Annotated in this window: 17 protein-coding genes; 2 read left to right on the top strand and 15 right to left on the bottom strand. The window is 47.4% G+C overall.

The features are described from left to right. Positions 1 to 16: 16 nt before the first annotated feature. The 6 genes from fsa to KNO79_RS01255 form a co-directional block, all read right to left on the bottom strand. Positions 17 to 667: a fructose-6-phosphate aldolase gene (gene fsa / locus KNO79_RS01280; protein WP_078147677.1), complete on the bottom strand. Its 651-nt coding sequence runs from the start codon at positions 665 to 667 to the stop codon at positions 17 to 19. A 74-nt stretch (positions 668 to 741) separates the two neighbouring features. Then, positions 742 to 1,572: a hypothetical protein gene (locus KNO79_RS01275; RefSeq protein ID WP_214690426.1), complete on the bottom strand. Its 831-nt coding sequence runs from the start codon at positions 1,570 to 1,572 to the stop codon at positions 742 to 744. A 96-nt stretch (positions 1,573 to 1,668) separates the two neighbouring features. Further along, positions 1,669 to 2,523 (bottom strand): class II fructose-1,6-bisphosphate aldolase, encoded by an 855-nt coding sequence (fba, locus tag KNO79_RS01270; protein ID WP_159562989.1) that lies wholly within the window; start codon positions 2,521 to 2,523, stop codon positions 1,669 to 1,671. Positions 2,524 to 2,684: 161 nt separating this feature from the next. Further along, a complete protein-coding gene (locus KNO79_RS01265; protein WP_074035685.1) occupies positions 2,685 to 3,044 on the bottom strand; it encodes a response regulator in 360 nt (119 codons plus the stop codon). A gap of 91 nt (positions 3,045 to 3,135) precedes the next feature. Further along, a complete protein-coding gene (locus KNO79_RS01260; RefSeq protein ID WP_214690425.1) occupies positions 3,136 to 3,495 on the bottom strand; it encodes a YxeA family protein in 360 nt (119 codons plus the stop codon). A gap of 124 nt (positions 3,496 to 3,619) precedes the next feature. Then, entirely contained in the window at positions 3,620 to 5,278 is a 1,659-nt protein-coding gene (locus KNO79_RS01255) for a glycerol-3-phosphate dehydrogenase/oxidase (protein WP_031422206.1), read from the bottom strand. Positions 5,279 to 5,539: 261 nt separating this feature from the next. Between KNO79_RS01255 and KNO79_RS01250 the strand changes: the two genes are divergently transcribed. Then, positions 5,540 to 6,655, top strand: coding sequence for an NADH-dependent flavin oxidoreductase (locus KNO79_RS01250; protein ID WP_196431280.1), 1,116 nt, complete (start codon positions 5,540 to 5,542; stop codon positions 6,653 to 6,655). A gap of 38 nt (positions 6,656 to 6,693) precedes the next feature. Here the strand turns inward: KNO79_RS01250 and KNO79_RS01245 are convergent, their stop codons facing one another. The 6 genes from KNO79_RS01245 to KNO79_RS01220 all read right to left on the bottom strand — a co-directional run bounded on the left by KNO79_RS01245 (position 6,694) and on the right by KNO79_RS01220 (position 13,426). Further along, positions 6,694 to 8,022, bottom strand: a complete 1,329-nt coding sequence (locus KNO79_RS01245; protein ID WP_074035676.1) for a polysaccharide deacetylase family protein — start codon at positions 8,020 to 8,022, stop codon at positions 6,694 to 6,696. A 114-nt stretch (positions 8,023 to 8,136) separates the two neighbouring features. Then, positions 8,137 to 8,685 (bottom strand): GNAT family N-acetyltransferase, encoded by a 549-nt coding sequence (locus tag KNO79_RS01240; RefSeq protein WP_074035674.1) that lies wholly within the window; start codon positions 8,683 to 8,685, stop codon positions 8,137 to 8,139. 31 nt (positions 8,686 to 8,716) lie between these two features. After that, entirely contained in the window at positions 8,717 to 9,559 is an 843-nt protein-coding gene (locus KNO79_RS01235; RefSeq protein ID WP_214690424.1) for a TVP38/TMEM64 family protein, read from the bottom strand. Between the two features lie 137 nt (positions 9,560 to 9,696). Continuing rightward, positions 9,697 to 11,292 (bottom strand): CTP synthase, encoded by a 1,596-nt coding sequence (locus KNO79_RS01230; protein ID WP_074035670.1) that lies wholly within the window; start codon positions 11,290 to 11,292, stop codon positions 9,697 to 9,699. Between the two features lie 248 nt (positions 11,293 to 11,540). Next, complete coding sequence (gene rpoE / locus KNO79_RS01225) at positions 11,541 to 12,020, bottom strand: DNA-directed RNA polymerase subunit delta (protein WP_074035668.1); 480 nt, start codon at positions 12,018 to 12,020, stop codon at positions 11,541 to 11,543. 80 nt (positions 12,021 to 12,100) lie between these two features. After that, on the bottom strand, positions 12,101 to 13,426 hold the full coding sequence (locus KNO79_RS01220) for a hypothetical protein (protein WP_196431282.1): 1,326 nt from the start codon (positions 13,424 to 13,426) through the stop codon (positions 12,101 to 12,103). 170 nt (positions 13,427 to 13,596) lie between these two features. Between KNO79_RS01220 and KNO79_RS01215 the strand changes: the two genes are divergently transcribed. Beyond that, entirely contained in the window at positions 13,597 to 14,895 is a 1,299-nt protein-coding gene (locus KNO79_RS01215) for a globin-coupled sensor protein (RefSeq protein WP_214690423.1), read from the top strand. Positions 14,896 to 14,933: 38 nt separating this feature from the next. On the opposite strand, the gene KNO79_RS01210 is transcribed toward KNO79_RS01215, so the two are convergent. From KNO79_RS01210 to KNO79_RS01200, 3 genes are all read right to left on the bottom strand, one after another. Then, on the bottom strand, positions 14,934 to 17,060 hold the full coding sequence (locus KNO79_RS01210; RefSeq protein WP_159562996.1) for a (Fe-S)-binding protein: 2,127 nt from the start codon (positions 17,058 to 17,060) through the stop codon (positions 14,934 to 14,936). Between the two features lie 92 nt (positions 17,061 to 17,152). Next, a complete protein-coding gene (locus KNO79_RS01205) occupies positions 17,153 to 17,869 on the bottom strand; it encodes a hypothetical protein (protein ID WP_078147689.1) in 717 nt (238 codons plus the stop codon). Positions 17,870 to 17,876: 7 nt separating this feature from the next. Further along, positions 17,877 to 18,395 carry a GNAT family N-acetyltransferase gene (locus KNO79_RS01200; RefSeq protein ID WP_196431284.1) on the bottom strand — a complete coding sequence of 173 codons (519 nt, stop codon included), beginning with the start codon at positions 18,393 to 18,395 and terminating at the stop codon, positions 17,877 to 17,879. Positions 18,396 to 18,410 lie beyond the last annotated feature (15 nt).

Genomic DNA, 18,410 nt, shown 5'->3' with positions numbered 1-18,410 from the left:
CCTTTCTACGACGGACTTATTTGGATTGAGCGTTGTTCCAATCCGCTAAAAACTGCTCAATGCCTTTGTCTGTGAGCGGATGTTTCATCATTTGTTCGATAACTTTGTAAGGGACTGTGGCAATGTCAGCCCCAAGGAGTGCAGCTTTTGTCACGTGAACCGGATGACGCACAGATGCTGCGATAATTTCTGTCTCGATGCCATGGATTGCGAAGATGTTCGCAATAGTCTCAACTAAATCAAGCCCATCTTGTCCGATGTCATCCAAGCGTCCGATGAATGGAGAAACGTATGATGCCCCGGCACGTGCCGCAAGTAACGCTTGGTTAGCGTTAAAGATGAGCGTGACGTTTGTCTTGATTCCAAGCTCCTTGAACTGTTTTACCGCTTGCATCCCCGCTGGTGTCATCGGTACCTTTACCGTAATATTCGGCGCGATGGCGGCAAGTTCCTTTCCTTCTTCCACCATACCCGACGCATCGAGTGCAATAACTTCGGCGCTGACCGAGAGATCCCCGACGATCTCACAGATTTCACGAAGTCTTGTATGGAAATCGACACCTTCTTTGGCGACGAGCGATGGATTCGTCGTCACGCCTCCAATGACGCCCATTTGATGAGCTTTTTTAATGTCTTCCACATTTGCTGTGTCAATGAAAAAACGCATATGTGTCTCCTCCTTAATTTGTGATCGCTTACAATCTCTATTATGAGGAAAGTCATGTCGAATTGCTATACCCTTTACGTCAACGATGCGATTGCAAGCATCGATCCTACGACAAGGCCAATCCCAGCGAGCGTCCCGAAAAATGACCATTTCATAATTTTACTTTGCTTCACATAGTATGCTTGGTGTGGTCCTTCTTTCAAACGTTCCAATCCGTGGGTTTCAATCCAATTCGTTGCTGCCGTCTGCTCATCTGCCACAAGGTCGCCGGTGTAGACAAATGGAACGATTTCTTCCGGACGACTCAACCGTTCAAATCGCTCACGTCGTGTCGAGATATTCGCACCAATCCAATACAATTCTTTTGGTGTGTAAAATAGCGGAATTCCCTGCTCATGGAAAGATTTTATCCATTGATCAAAGGCAACCAGATCACGTTGATCGAACAAGATTTCCATGGCATCATCTTTTGTCATAATCGATAGCATCGGAGTGTACTCTACCGTAGGCCGACCAATCCGAACCGTCGGAGACGGCTGTGTCTTTCGGACAATCGCCGGGAAGAAGACGATTTGTCGAATCGCTGAGATTGGAAATGATTGCTCGACCGACTCGCCCGGTTCATGCCGATACGTCACACCCTCGATGCTCGTTGCGGTCATTTCGTATCTAGAGTGATTCCGTTCTTTCCAAAATAAACGACGGAACGTGTTCGTAAACCAATACACCCCAAACCCACCGATGGCGACTAAGACTAACAATGGAATAAGCCAAGGTACCAGATAATAATAAATTAAAATGAGTGGGGCGGCGGCTAATGCTAAAGAAAGACCAATCAACACGACTGCTCCATATACATAAAAGATTCGCCAAAACAATTCTGTCGGTCGCTCGTTATAAATCACAAAGACTCCCCCCTTTTTTTCACCATATATGTATACGTTCCCTAAATCATCAAAAAAAGGCTGACTCTTTTGTAGAGTCAGCCTTTCAGGACAGGATTAAGCTTGGTTGCTTGAACCAAACTCACGCATCTTGCCAGTAACGACGTTATAAATCGCTTCGATACCAGGTCCGATAATTTTACGTGGGTCATATACTTTTGCATCAGCAGCAACTTTCTCACGTACTGCACGAGTCCATTCTTGTTGGCACTCAGTGTTGACGTTGATTTTGCTGTGGCCGAGCTCGATTGCTTTTTTGATTTGGTGCTCAGGAATTCCTGATCCGCCGTGAAGAACGAGTGGTGTTTTAGTCGCTTCCGCGATTTCTTCCATCTCTTTGAATCCAAGTTTTGGCTCGCCTTGGTATTCACCGTGTACAGAACCGAGTGCTGCAGCAAGTGCATCCACTTTCGCTTCTTTTACAACACGTACACACTCATCGAGGTCAGCGTATTGTACGCCACCAACAACGCCGTCTTCTTCGCCGCCAACTGTACCGACTTCTGCCTCAACAGAAGCACCTTTAGCGTGCGCGTACTCGACAACTTGTTTCGTCATTTCGATGTTTTCATCGATTGGGTGGTGTGAACCGTCAATCATGACTGACGTGAAACCAGCGTCGATCGCTGCTTTACACTTATCGAATGAAGAACCGTGGTCAAGGTGGATTGCAACTGGAACAGTGATGTTGTAGTCGTGCATAAGACCTTCAACCATTTTGACAACTGTCGTGAAGCCACCCATGTACTTCGCTGCACCTTCTGATACACCGAGGATTACTGGTGATTTCTCGTCTTCCGCAGCGCGAAGAATCGCTTGCGTCCACTCGAGGTTGTTGATGTTGAATTGGCCGACTGCATACTTGCCTTCGAATGCTTTGTTAAGCATTTCTGTCATTGATACTAATGGCATAATGACATCCTCCTGTCTGTTCGCTATTATACACGTTTGGGAAAAGTTCCCCCGTGCAATTCGTTCCCATTATAACACACCGTAAAACATGTGCCTATGCTATTCGGGCATAGAAATGGCTTAGCGCAAGCGTTTACATATGTCATCTTGGTGACGAAACGTCAAATTTTCAAGACTTCTTTCACTTTTCCAATCATCCCATAAATATCAAACGGCTTCTCAAATTGTGCCGTGATCCCGAGACGACGCACTTCTTCAATCACCGTTTCTTCCCCAAATGCCGTCATGATCATGACGGGTGTGTCTAACTGTTTCTCGCGCATGCGACGTAATACTTCGTGTCCAAACATACGAGGCATATTCATATCGAGCAATACCAAATCATATTGCTCCCGCTCTAAAAATTCCCAGGCGCTGATGCCGTCTTGCGCCGTGTCCACGTCTACACCCATGTTCGTGAACACTTGCGCGAGCATCGTACGAATTCCGTCCTGGTCATCTGCTATTAACATCCGTGACATGCATGTCCCTTCTTTCATTCATCGTTTACCATATTCAAACAATTTAACCTTACCAAACTCATCTCTTTTTCGCGACGTCTATCTTTTGAAATCAAGGGAACGATGGCTCGGAATTCTCTTCTTCCTGTTCTTCCTTCAACTGTTCAGGTACGTCTAGCACATTCACCTGCTCGTAGTCGGTCACTTCCGCATCTTCTTCTTTCACAAATACTCGCAGATAGTTCCCTTCCGGTAACAACCCAGTGGTGGCAATAGACAGAGGACGTTTTTTTCCATCCTCGTCGTACCCGATGAGATCATAGCGATAACCCCCCGAGGTTTGCGTCGCCACTTCTGCACTTGGGACTTTGACATAATAGACATCGGCTAACAATCGATTGGGATCGACATAACGCCAACCTATTACTAATAGAATGCCAATCAATAGGATGGCAACGAGATTTCGTTTCATAAAAAATTCTCCCTCAATCTAAGAATCACTACTTATGAGGTATACCGTTATTCCGAATCGATGAAACCATGACACAAAAAAGGTTCATCCTATTTAGAATGAACCTTTCCTGCAATGCAGTGCATTACGATTCGACAGTCACAGGCACAACTGCGATTTCAATCTCCTTCTCTACTTCTTCACGTTCTTCTTTCAAACGCTCATCCGACCATTTGAAGACGTCGGCCATGCAACGAAGGACACCTTCTTTGTGTTGACGGACGAAATCGATATCAAAGAACATCGCTCCGGTCCGACGAATCAAGAAGTCGATGGCGCGTACGACCGATTCTTCTTCAATGCCATAAATCAATTGTGCATAGACGACCTCTGGCAAGTCATACGCGTTCGAGTCCATCCGCTCGATGACGCGATCGATATTCGATCCGTATAGACGGACGAGTTCTTCCGCGTGCCCCGCGTCGAGACCGTGATTTTGAAGTTCTTTCGTTTTCTTCTCGAGGAAGTCTTTAAACCCTTTCGATCCGCCGACGTGACCACCTGACATCGGCATATGCTTCGTCCGGCTTGCCAAGTAGACGACACCCTCTTCTTCTTTTAATAATTTCGCGACAAGGTCGACGACCGTTTCTGACATCTTCCGATACCCTGTCAATTTACCGCCGGCAATCGTGATCAAGCCGCTGTCTGACTGCCAAATTTCGTCCTTACGTGAAATTTCAGAAGGGTCTTTTCCTTCCTCATAAATCAACGGACGAATACCCGCCCAGCTTGATTCCACATCATCTGCTGTGACATGAACGTCTGGGAACATATAATGGATTGCATCCAAAATATAATCGCGGTCCTCTGTCGTCATGCGTGGATGCGCTTTGTTTTTATCAAAGAACGTATCCGTCGTTCCAACGTACGCTTTGTTTCCGCGTGGAATGGCAAAGACCATGCGCCCATCTGGTGTGTCGAAATAAATTGCCTGTTTGAGTGGGAATTTCGATTGATCGATGACAAGGTGAATTCCCTTCGTCAAACGAAGCTGTTTGCCTTTTTTCGAGTTGTCTTCTTCCCGTAACTCATCGACCCATGGACCAGTCGCATTAATGATTTTTTTCGCATAGACGTCATATGTCGACCCATCGATTTGGTCTTCGACGTGTACCCCCGCCACTTTGCCGTTCTCGTAAATCAACCCGGTCACTTTGGCATAGTTCATAAGAAGCGCGCCGTGATTCGCTGCCTCTTTCGCCACTTCGATTGTCAATCGTGCATCATCCGTCCGATACTCGACGTAGTATCCACCACCGACTAAGTCATCTTTTTTCACGAGCGGTGCTTTTTTGATGACTTCATTCGGTTTGAGCATCATGCGACGTTCTGCCCGTTTGACGCCTGCAAGGAAGTCATACACCATGAGTCCGATTGAAGTTGAGAAAGGACCAAACGTGCCTCCCTTGTGCATCGGTAATAGCATCTGTTCCGGTGTCGTGACATGTGGACCGTTCTCATACACGATGGCACGCTCTTTCCCGACTTCTGCGACGAGCGCCACTTCAAATTGTTTCAAATAGCGGAGTCCCCCGTGAACAAGTTTCGTCGAACGGCTTGACGTCCCGGCCGCAAAGTCTTGCATTTCAAGAACCGCTGTCTTCATCCCACGTGACGACGCATCGAGCGCAATCCCTGCTCCGGTTATCCCTCCACCGACAACAAGAACGTCATGACGTTCGCTTGTCAGTTGTTCGTATCGTTTCGCTCGTTCTTTCGCTGAGAAATTTCTGATTTCCATCTTATTCCCTCCTATAGTAAGTACGGTTCAATGAATAGAAAAAGAGACCACAACAAAAACAAGGCTTCCCCCTTCTGTTGTGGTCTCTCTATTGTCTCGAACCGAATATCAACTTTTCTCCTGTATTATACCCTATTCTTTTCAGTTCAATCATCTCTTACGCTTGCGCAATCTGTAATGTGTTCATTCACAAGCATCCGACTCGCATTTTTGAGTCGAGAAGCTTAGACTTCAAGGTATCATGTTGAAGGAGGATTTCAGATGAAACGTATGTTACAACCTTTTCAATTCAAAAATGGCGTCGAAGTACCGAACCGACTCGTCTTGGCTCCGATGACACATTACTCATCAGAACCAACGGGCGAAGTATCCGAGCATGAGCTCGCCTACTATCGGAAACGGGCGCAAAACGTCGGGCTTGCGATTACAGCATGCGCGTACGTGACAGAAGACGGGAAAGGTTTCCCGAACGCATTCGGGGTCAATGACGACAAATTCATCCCGGGTCTCCGTCAATTGGCGGAAAGTTTAAAAGCGGAAGGTGCAAAAGCCATCCTTCAAATTTTCCACGCTGGACGGATGTCACCACCTGAACTCGTCCCGAACGAACAACCTGTCAGTGCAAGTGCTGTCGCGCCTGTCCGAGAAGGCGCCGTCACACCACGTGCCCTCGAGACATCAGAGGTCGAAGCCATTATCGAGGCGTTCGGTGAAGCGACGCGTCGGGCCATCGAAGCCGGGTTTGATGGCGTCGAGATTCACGGAGCGAACACCTACTTGATTCAACAATTCTTCTCACCGCACTCAAATCGCCGTGAAGATCGCTTCGGCGGTGATGTTCATGGACGTTTGACGTTCCCACGCGAAGTCATTCGTCGTGTGAAAGAAGCAGCTGCAGATGCAGAAGACTTCTTAGTCGGCTATCGTTTCTCACCGGAAGAAATCGAAGAGCCAGGAATCACACTCGACGACACGGATGTGTTACTCGATATGATTTTAGAAGAGGGCGTCGATTATATTCACGCTTCTCTCTGGAACTTCAATACAGCTTCCATGCGTGACGAGAATGTCACGGAGCGTTCGATAGACCGCATCGCCAATCGAATCAATGGTGCCATCCCACTCATCGGAGTCGGGCAACTCCAACGTCCGGCCCAAGTGGAAGACGCACTCGACGTCGTCGATTTTGCCGCACTCGGTCGCGAACTGATCATCGATCCACAATGGCTGGAAAAAGTGGAATCGGACCGCGAAGACGAGATCGAGACAGAACTCGACTTGAACAAACAAGCCGAACTCGCTGTCCCAGCTCCGCTATGGAACGCCATCACGACACGTGCCGGTTGGTTCCCAATTAAAGATCAAGAAGTGAAATAAAAAAATGAACCTGCCGTTTATCACGGCGGGTTCATTTACTATTTCAACGTCAAGAGCTCACTCATCGTCACAAACGTGTACCCTTCACGTTTCAGCGCATCGAGAACTTTCGGCAACCCTTCAGCTGTGGACTCATGAATATCATGCATCAAGACAACAGCACTTGGATGGACATTGTCCATAATCAAGCGATACATTTGATCGGCATTACGGTGACTCCAATCAAGAGAATCGACCGTCCATAGTGCAAGGGTCTGCTCCTTTGTCTGAATGATCTGCTCAATCATTTCATTTTTAGCCCCGTATGGTGGACGAACCAATGATGGGCGTTGTCCCGTAAGCCTCTCAATTCGTTCATCAACCTGTTCGAGTTCCTCTTTGACTCCCTTCTCAGACAATTGTGTCAAATCCGGGTGATGTTCAGTATGATTTGCTAGCTCATGACCTGACAACGCTACTTGTCTCGCTACATCAGGATAGAATTCCATCTGACTCCCTAACATAAAGAACGTAGCACGCGCTTGGTATTTCTCAAGTGTCTCAAGAATGTGAGGTGTCACAATCGGATGGGGTCCATCATCGAACGTCAGTGCAACATATTTCCCATTGGGTTCAAGCGGCTTATTTGAGGGACTCATGATTGGAGAATCTTCTTGTGCAGTGGGCGTATCTAATTCGGATAACAAAAACGGCTCAACTTCCTTCATCGGAATATGAACTTCTACCACACCTGCCGCTCCCGCCGCCACTTCATACTCGTCAAATATGACATCTAGACCAGAGGACGTCAGTATCCACTTCGTCGATTTAGGGTGTTTAATCGCTTCACGTAACTGATCCTCAAATACGTATTCTTGATGTTGTAATTGTGTGATGACGCTATGCTTGAACCATTCTAATGCATGTTGGTCATCACGTAAGACATCATCCCATTCAACGAACGTTCCGTCCGAAAGGTTCATCCGAAATACGTCGACAGTGGTTTGACCATTCGCACCACCAGTGAATGCATAAGTATGAACGACTAGCGTGTATTCAGTCTGATTCGTTTGATATGTATCGGTCTGAATATTTAAGTGACCCGTTTGACCGTGACTAGGGGTGAGGTTGTGTTGAAATGCTTCTTTCTTTTCTAAAATGAATGCATCCAGCTCCTCGTTTAGCATTTCATAATCCGTTCTCGGAACAGAGATTGATGTCGTATATCTTTTCGCTTGTTCACTCTCTACCGTTAAGTGTAACCCGGGGTATTGTCCGGTAAAGGATGGTGTCGGAACTTTTTTAATCGTCGGGGCGGCTCCCGCGATGTAATACCATGTGCCCATCCCAATCAATAACATCACAATAACTAACATGTGTCGTTTCATTCTTATTCTCTCCTATTTAATTCAATCGATTCGATTGTAGCAAACTCTTCACGAATGAAATCGTCAATATGGCGACAAATATATACAAAATCATACAAAACAGGTACGTCGTCTTTAAATAGACGGCGTACCTGTTTTCATCCATTCTTCGCGTAACATGCCCATCCGAATCGAATCGTAGCGTTTCGCGTTCACGACACGCACTTGACGAATTCGACCTTCAAGCTGCATCCCTACTTTTTCAGCGACCCGCATCATTCGCTCGTTCCCTGACCATGTCGTCAATCCCACGCGGACGACCGGTAACGTTTCAAACAAATGTTTCGTCCATAGACGAAGGGCACGCGTCCCGACACCTCGATTCCAGCGGTCGGATTGATGCAAGATGATGCCCATCTCGAGCCACTCTCGTCCGGCATCTTCGAAATAATAGGAAACCGTGCCATATACCGTTCCACTGACCTCAATGACCCACATGTCTTCTTTTTTGATGAACGATCGCTCGATTTGCTGAAACTCTTCGTAAGACATTGACTTGTGTTCGAAGTAAGGCGCGTCCCACTGTTTCCATTCCGGTACCGCATCTCGATAAATCAATTCCCAGAGTCGTGATAGATCCTGTTCTTCAATCGGTCGAATGACCACTTCTTGATCTTGTCGCATGTTGTCTTCCTCTCTATAAATCGTCCTTACCTTATTCTTGTGTCCCGTTCGAATCTCCTTTTTTTCGTTTGCGCCAAATGAACGCAAGAATCAAGACAATCACACTTGCCATGACAGAAGCGATCGCGATTGGACTCGAATCGGTCATAAACAATTGTCCAATCGAGACAGAATAAGCAAGTCCGAACGACGTGACGAGTTTTGCCCCGAACGCGATACCCGCAAAGCGCAGAAACGGTACACGACTAAACCCCGCAGCGAGACAGATGACCTCGTCAGGTAAAATCGGAATGATAAATAAGACGAGCAAGACACCAAGACCGTATCGATCGACATATCGATCGTACGTCTTCAGTTTTTCTTCATCGACCCAACGAATCATGCGCCCTCGACCAAATCGGGCCAGTCCATACATGACAAAGATTCCAAGTGTCGTCGCAACGCTTCCGACCAAAGCGGCACGAAACGGTCCGAGCGCGACACTCCCAATCGGCACGCTGACCGCTTCCGGAACGGGTAACGCAATAGGTTGTAAAAAGCTAAATGCTGCAAACACCCAGACCGCCTGTCGTTCATATTGTTCTAGTAAACGATCCAATCCGTATGTGTCATAAAGGATGAGTCCGAATGAAACATAATAGACGAGAACGAAAATCAAGAAGAGAGAGAACGTGATCTTCCACATCTGCTTTAGGATGACGTTCGAGCCGTCCCGAATCGCCCGAAGTAACCCGACCGAGAGGGCGAGTAAAACAACACCTGTCCAGCCAAGTTGATACGGCAATAAAAGGGAAGGCAAGACGACGAACGGCAACAGACTGAGCGCGACAAGCCCTAATCCATATCCAAGATAAATCGAATGTCGTTCTTTCATGTGCCCTCACCCTCTCCCCGTTCTACTTCTAGTGTACCCACAAAGTGATAGGGATGTATCCTGCCGAAGGCGCTTTCCCTCTCATGCTTTTGACGTAGAAAAACCACGGTCCGCAATGGACCGTGGCTTTCAATCACTTATTCTCCAAGTGATGCTTGGATGAAGTCATGGAATAGACGTTGTGGACGTTCTGGACGCGAAATCAATTCTGGGTGGAACTGTGATGCCACGAACCATTTGTGTTCTGGAATCTCAATGATTTCTACGAGACGACCGTCTGGGCTCGTACCTGAGAACTTGAAGCCTTCTGCTTCAAACGCTTCACGGTATTCGTTGTTGAACTCATAACGGTGACGATGACGCTCGTATACGAGTTCTTGATCGTATGCCGCATGCGCTTTCGTCCCTTTTTCGAGTTTACATGGATAAAGTCCAAGACGAAGTGTGCCCCCAAGATCTTCGATATCTTTTTGCTCTGGAAGAAGGTCGATGATCGGATACGGTGTCGACGGATCGATTTCTGCAGTATGTGCGCCGTCCAACTTCAAGACGTTACGGGCAAACTCGACCGTCGCAAGTTGCATCCCGAGACAGATTCCGAAGAATGGGACGTTGTTTTCACGAGCAAAACGTGTCGCTTCAATCTTCCCTTCGATTCCACGCTCACCGAATCCACCTGGAACGAGGATTCCGTCCGCATCGCCGAGGATGTCTGAGACGTTTTCAGCCGTCACGTCTTCCGCGTTGACCCAGTCGATGTCGATATCCGCGTTGAACGCATAACCCGCATGTTTGAGTGCTTCCGCGACCGAGATATACGCATCACGCAATTCGACATATTTCCCGACGAGTGCGATTTTCACTTTCTTCTCAAGGTGTGTGACCGTGTGGACGAGTTCTTTCCAAGCCGTCATGTCAGCAGCCGGTGAATTGAAACCGAAGTAGTCGTTGACGAGTTGGTCCATTCCTTGTTTTTGAAGGTTGAGCGGTACTTCATAAAGTGTCGATGCGTCTTGCGCCTCGATGACCGCTTCTTTGCGCGTATCACAGAAGAGGGCGATTTTTTCACGCATGTCTTCTGGGATGTCATGCTCCGTACGAAGGACAATGATATCCGGTTGAATTCCGTAGCTGCGAAGCTCTTTGACACTGTGTTGTGTCGGTTTTGTCTTCATCTCACCTGCGGCACGAAGGTAAGGGACGAGTGTACAGTGGACGTACATGACGTTCTCTTTCCCGATGTCATTCTTCACTTGGCGAATCGCTTCGATGAACGGAAGGGACTCGATATCCCCAACTGTTCCACCAATCTCTGTGATGACGACATCGGCGTTCGTCTCGCGTCCTGCACGGAAGACACGGTCTTTGATTTCGTTCGTGATATGCGGAATGACCTGAACCGTCCCACCGTTATAGTCTCCACGACGCTCTTTCTTCAAGACAGTTGAATAAATGCGCCCTGATGTGACGTTCGCGTTTTGCGACAAGTTGATGTCGATAAAGCGCTCATAGTGTCCGAGGTCAAGGTCAGTCTCAGCGCCATCATCTGTGACGAATACTTCTCCGTGTTGATACGGGCTCATCGTACCTGGGTCAATGTTGATGTATGGGTCAAACTTCTGAATCGTGACGTTGAGTCCTCGATTTTTGAGTAGACGCGCGAGCGAAGCTGCCGTGATCCCTTTACCGAGCGAAGATACTACCCCGCCTGTTACGAAAATGTACTTTGTCATGTTTCTTTCTCCTCTCTTGAATACCAACCATCGGGAAACGAAAAAACAAAAAAAGCAAAAGTGCCCCCGAAAATGGAGGACACTTTTGCTGCATCGTTACGTGCTAAACTAGCCCATGACTAATTTACGCCAGAGACGATGCAGTCGTCAAGATATTATTTTTTCTTTTTTTCAAGTCGATGAACACGACTAAAAAAGAAAAAGAGACACGCCTAGCCGGGCGCGATGCCCGGCTTTTTTGCGGTCTCTTATAAATCATCCTCGTCTTCGATATCGAGGTCGTCGTCCAAGTCATCGTCCTTGAAATCGTCAAGGCCTTCTACTTTTTCTTCTTCGTCCTCATCATCAAATTCAGATGAATCATAGTCTTCAACTTTTGCGAATACATCCAAGTCATCCTCGATATCGACGATGCCTTCGTCTGCTTCTTCGAACTCTTCTTCGAATTCGTCAAGTTCACCACGTTGACGTGCTTCGATGACGAGATCCTCATCCGACTTATCGAATGGGTACCAAACACGAAGCGCCCAACGGTTTGCTCCTAAGTTGACGAACAACCCGTCGATGTTCAAATCGGTGTAAAGTTGTGCGATTTTTTCGAGCTCTTCCTCTTCACTCGCAAACGTATAGTTTTGCTTGATTTTTTCGCGAATCTCATCAAAAGAAACAGGCTGTTCGCCAGTTTCTTGGAGAAGTTCATAAACGAAATCAATCAACGATTTATTCATTAAAGGACACTCCTTTTCCGTCACTAGTTAAACATCACTCCTCATTATAAACAAAAGCGATATGAAAAAGCTAGGGAAAATTATGATTCATGTATTCTACTCGGACGAACTCGGAACCAGTACAGGCTGATCAATCCAATATTGAAAATCCACGTAAGTCCTAGAACACCGAACATCCATGCTTTTGGAATTTGAAACGATAATTCCTCGTTGACCGTCTGCCCAACGTACAAACCGTACCCTAACAATCCAATCATTAAGAAGGAGTACGCAACGACCATCCCAAACCGCTTCCACAGCTGCAAGAGCAAGGAAGCAAACTCCTTATTTTCCCCATATTGATCAAACAGATACGTATGGCTTACACTCGAGTACATCGTCTGCGTATACCCACTGACAAATAAGACAGGGATGAACGCAAGTGGCTCGATAAATCCTAGGAAAAAGATGAGGGAGGACACGAGTAACACGAGGTATGGGTGACGTGCGAAATCAAATATACGACTAAATAAAATCCAGCCGATGACGCCTACTAAAAATGGGACAAATACATAAAAAATGAGAACTTGAAACGAGTACAAGGCAAGACTGACAAAGACGGCACCAATTAACGTCCAACCACCGAACAATCCAATCACAAACGACAGCAATTGAACCTGACGGGTGCGACTCGCTCCAATAAAGTCTCGGACGCGCTTTTGGTACAATAACCATCCAACATAAACGAGCAAAATAATCATTAAGCCAAATACTTCGATATAGCCACGCGCCCCTTCTAAAAGACTGAGCAGACGACTAATCAATGTAAAAACGGTGACCGCGATGAAGGCACGGAGAAAAGAACGAGTTTCAAACTGCCAAGTCGCCGATTTTTGAAGCGGTAATTTCCGAACAAAAAGCCATGGTAGAATCAAACTGACCAAAAAGAGAGCGATGGCCAGATTGTATGACTGTGTCAATGCATAAGAGAATATCGCAATCCAACCGACTAACATCAGAACCAACGGCCAGGAGCTCCCTTTATCTTCTTTTGAATCTGGATCAGCAGCTGGTTTCAGTTCGTTTAATTGCGATAAAATCGTCGTCATAATCGACCCGACTCCAATTGATCCAACCCCGACTAAAAAGGCGCTCCATTCAATCGCACGCTCAAACGGGAGAACGAAACAAACGAGACCGACAACGAGTACGACCAAGGCGATTAAAAAGGTATCTTTAGAACCACGGCGTCCAATGACATAAACCCACAATAATAGACCGGACATACTGGCTACATAAAAAATCAAGAATGGAATGAGACGCCCGACACCTTCTTCGACTGCCATAATAGATAAAAATAAGATCTGCGGAAGAATTTGACTACTAAGAGCACTGACAATCGTCAATAGGACAACCATGTTTTTCATGGGACACACTCCTTACATTGAGATTGAATATTCTGTTCCTCAATCATCCTTTCCCAGATCCATTCGTCTGCGAACCTCTTTCATAACACATTTACTTCTCAGTTTCTTCACTCTTTTGCCGATATAGAAGAGAATGACATTTTAGATATGAAAGAGAAGGAGAAAAATATATGGCACTTTTTCGTAAAACACCATCCAATCACTTCGTCGCCACTACCGGCTTTCCTGAAATCCAGACAATCGCTAAACCAGCCGACTCAAGCTTGAATGGTCGCACTCACTACATGGGATACACGACCTCTCAAGTAAAACGACTGCAAGGTATGGCTCCACTCGTCGAGTCAGTACTTGACGATGTACTTGAAAACGTACTCGACCACTTAATGCTGCAACCGGAAATGGTACAGATTGCGAACGCATCATCCACAAGAGAACGATTAAAAAAGGTATTCGCCGATTATTTCCGCAGCCTACTAACAGGGAACATCGATGATAAATTCTTGGCAATGCGGAAACGAATGGGACAGACGCACCACCACTTCGCCGTGCCTGTCGTCTGGTTCTTGGCGACGTACTCGGCATTTAATACGTTGCTCATCCCAAAAGTGGTTGAAACGTATCAACACGATCCTGCCCTCTTAAGTGAGTCCCTCTTAGCGTTGTCACACGCGATGAATTTAGACGCACAAATCGTCACCGAACAATACGTCAACGCCCGCCTCGATGAAATCGAGTCTGCGAACCAAGCTCGTGCGTCCCTGTTGAGTGACGTGACACGCGTCAGCACAGAAGTGGCGACTACGATGGAACAAACCGGACACGCCATGTCTGAAACGAGCAATCGTGCTCACCAAGTCCTTGCGGAAACGGAGCAAACGGAAAAAATGAGTCGTCATTTGATGAAATTGACGCACACGAACGGAAATCAAATCGAACAGATGGAAGTAGAGTTCAAACAGTCGGCCACCTACGTCGATACTTCGCTCGATCGAATTACCGCCCTAAAAGAAGGTTCACAGGATATTGTCAGCATGACCAAGAGCATCGAACAAATTGCTAACCAAACGAACTTACTCGCCTTAAACGCTTCGATTGAAGCGGCTCGCGCAGGAGAACACGGAAAAGGGTTCGCCGTCGTCGCCACCGAGGTACGCACACTTGCGGAGAACGCAAAACAACTGAGCAGTCAAATCAACGCGCTCATTCATGAAAATGAGACGAACATCGCGGCCCTCCTCGAGCAAATGGGGCAAATGCATCGGACGAACGATGAAGCGATGCGCCAACTAAGCACCGTCAAAGCTGGTTTTTCGACCGTTCAAGAAGAAATGGGCCAATACGTTCTTTCTTTCGAACGAAACAAACAAGATCTCGGACAGATGGTCGAGACCATTTCATCGATCAACGAGACGACGCAAGGGTTATCTCACTTGACCTCTTCCCTTCTATCCACCTCTGAGATGCAGTAAACAAACAAGGCACGGTCCGCGGACCGTGCCTTCATGTATTATTGGACAACTGGTTCTGGTATCTCGATGGCCTTCAGCGAGCGATCGAGCAATTCGACGACATCGAACGTGCCGACGGTCTCATCGACTTCCTTCGCTTTTGTTCCATCAGATAACATCGTCAAACAGTACGGACATGCCGAACCGATAACAGTCGGTTTCGTCTCAAGTAACTGTTCTGTCCGAGCCACGTTGACACGTGTCCCGACTTTTTCTTCCTGCCACATGAGACCACCACCGGCTCCACAACACATACCGTTTTCACGGTTACGTGTCGCTTCGACGAGTTCGACACCCGGTATGCGTTCTAGGACGAATCGTGGTGCATCGTAAATGCCGTTATAACGACCAAGGTAACAAGAGTCGTGATAGACGACACGTTCGTTCACGTGAAGGTCTGGCTGAATCCGACCTGTGTCAAGTAACTCCGCGAGCAACTCCGTATGATGATACACCTTCACATCAGTCAAACCGAAGTCCGGATACTCATTTTTGAACGTATTGTACGCGTGCGGGTCGACCGTGACGATTTTCGTCACCCCATACTTCTCAAATAGTTTAATGTTCGCTTCGGCGAGTTCTTGGAACAGCAACTCGTTTCCGATTCGACGTGGTGTATCCCCTGAGTTTTTCTCTTCATTTCCGAGAATGGCGAATGAGACGCCTGCCTTGTTCAAGACGCTCGCAAAGCTCTGCGCGACTTTTTGGCTACGGCTATCGTAAGACCCCATCGCGCCGACCCAGAAGAGATACTCGAATTCCTCGCCTGCTTTTTTCTTCTCTTTCGCCGTCGGGATGACGAGCTCTGTATCCTTACGCCAGTTCTCGCGTTCTTTCCGGTTCATTCCCCACGGGTTTCCTTGACGCTCGATATTGGCGACCGTACGCTGTGCCTCAGGGTCCATCTTCCCTTCCATCATGACGAGGTAACGACGAAGGTCAATGATTTTATCGACGTGTTCGTTCATGACCGGACACTGGTCTTCACAGTTACGGCAAGTCGTACAAGCCCAAATTTCTTCTTCCGTGATGACGTTGCCGATCAACTCGTCTGCGACGAGCATATGACCGTCTTGCGCAGCTGCTGCGATTTCAGCACCTTGCGTGTTTTGGAACATGAGTGCAGGTGCCCACGGTGATTTTCTCGTGACCGCCGCGCCTTTCATATTCATATGGTCACGAAGTTTGACGATTAAGTCCATCGGCGACAACATCTTCCCAGTTCCTGTTGCCGGACAAACATTCGTACAACGCCCGCACTCGACACAGGCATACAAGTCGACGAGCTGCTTCTGGTTGAAGTCTTCAATCTTGTTGACCCCGAAGACAATCTCTTCATCCGACTCTTCCGCTTCTTCCATCGCTGAAAAATCAACAGGTGCCAAGCGACCGACTTTGTGCGTGCGACCGAGCCATACGTTGAGCGTTCCGGCAATCAAGTGTGCGTGTTTTCCTTGTGGGATGTAGACCATGAAGCTGAGCAAGAATAAAAGGTGCATCCACCAAAAGACGACGAATAAAGCGAAAGCGACAGAGCCCGGTACCCAAGCAAATGCTGAGCCGATGAGCGTCGCGACCGGTTCGCCCCACATTGGAAGCTCTTCTTTATAGACGAGGTAAAAACCGTTCCCGAACAATACGGAAACCATCAACCCGCCGATGAAGATGAGGGCAAGACCTGCTAAAAAGTTTCGTTTCAAGCGCACGAGCTTCTCGACGTAACGACGGTAGAATCCCCAAACGACCGCAACGAGAATCATGAGCATGACGATTTCTTGCATGAACGTAAAGATTGGATAAAGCGGACCGAGCGGGATATGCGGGAAACGTGTTCCCACCGCTAGTCCTTTCCAAATAAAATCAATCGCCCCGAATTGGACGAGGATGAAGCCATAAAACATCATGACGTGAATTGCGCCACTCTTCTTATCTTTCAACAATTTCTTTTGACCGAACACGTTGATCATGACCTGTTCGAGTCGTTCTTTGTTCGTTTGGCTCCATTCTGCCTTCTTCCCGAGCTTGATGAACGTATAACGCTGATGAACTAGCGTAGCAAATAAATATACACCATAGCCGAGGACGAGCAAGAATAGAATCCAGTTGACGATTAAAAATGTAGACATCCCCAAAACTCCCCCTTTTGAAAACGGATTCAATCTTGAATTCAGTATATCAAATGATGAATGAACAGTCATTCATTTTTGTGAAGTTCTCATCAGAAGTTTAGAAGATGTTTCAATATGAGCAATAATCCCCCATAGCTGCACACGGCCAATACGAACGTGCGGAAGTGCAAATTTCGGTCGGATGGCAGTTCAAACTTCACGATATTGAGAATCATCGCCCCGGCCACAAAGGCAAAACAGAGCGCTTCGACGTGCGCCGCCAAGTCAATCCAGCGTGAAAAGAACCCACCAAGTAAAATCCCACCACTCAACAAATAGCGTCCTTGTCGCATGTAACGTTCACCATAATGACGATTTAAGTCATGCCCGAGCGCTAAAAAGTGGACACCGAGCGCTGTCGCATAGAAACTTCTCGCAACGAACGTCACCGAGTCGGCTGTCACCACGTACGCCGAGAAGGTCATATAGGCCGTGAGGAGTGTCACCTGTAACCAATACGAAACGGCCCGGTCGACCGCCTCATCTTGAAAGTGAGGGGTACGAACGAACCGCATGGTGCCGTAAAACAACGTGAAACCGATGAGACTGACGATGTAGATTTCTGAAGGTAACGCCAAATTCAACCAATCGACACGAAGCGTGTCCTGGCGTTTGTTCAGGGACGGCAAAAGATACATGAAGAAGTACGTGATGGCGATGCCGCTCGAGAAAGAGAACCATTTTTTCGAAGGAACGGTCTCTTCCCGGAACAAATAGATGCCGAAGAAGTTAATCAGCGCCAAATAGATGATGATCCAGTTCGCCATCTCGTCCTCACCCTTTCAAGTCAATCCAAAACCGCTCGACGACTGTCCCGTCTTCTTCCGTATACGGTGTGTCCGCAATGCCACCATTGTTTAAAATGACTTGACGGGAAGCGATATTTGTCCGGTTACACGTGATGAGTGCCCGCTCGATTCCAAGTTCTTTCACTTTCTCAAGCGCAAGTTGCAGTTGGATTGTGGCGAGTCCACGCCCGCGTGCGCTCGGTTTCACCCCATACCCGACATGCCCGCCAATCTTCAAGAGCGATTCGTTCAGCTCATGACGAATGTTCGTCGCGCCAAGAAGCTCCTCCCCGTCCGTGAGCCAATACGTTGTGCTCGGGACCCAACCTTTCTCTATATGTTCACATAACTCCTTCTGACGTAACGTGTTGACATATGCCTCGAAGTCGGTCGTTTCACGGTCCACTGAAGTCGGGACGATTCGCTCATCACGTTCGTACCATTCTTGTAAAAATGCGAGAATCTGTTCTTTTTGTTCGACAGATGTTTTGATTAGTCTTAACATCACATTTCCCCCTTT

Origin of the sequence: Exiguobacterium sp. s43 (assembly GCF_018617255.1) — a bacterium.
Taxonomy (GTDB): domain Bacteria; phylum Bacillota; class Bacilli; order Exiguobacteriales; family Exiguobacteriaceae; genus Exiguobacterium; species Exiguobacterium profundum.
This window is presented reverse-complemented; position numbering and strand designations above follow the sequence as displayed.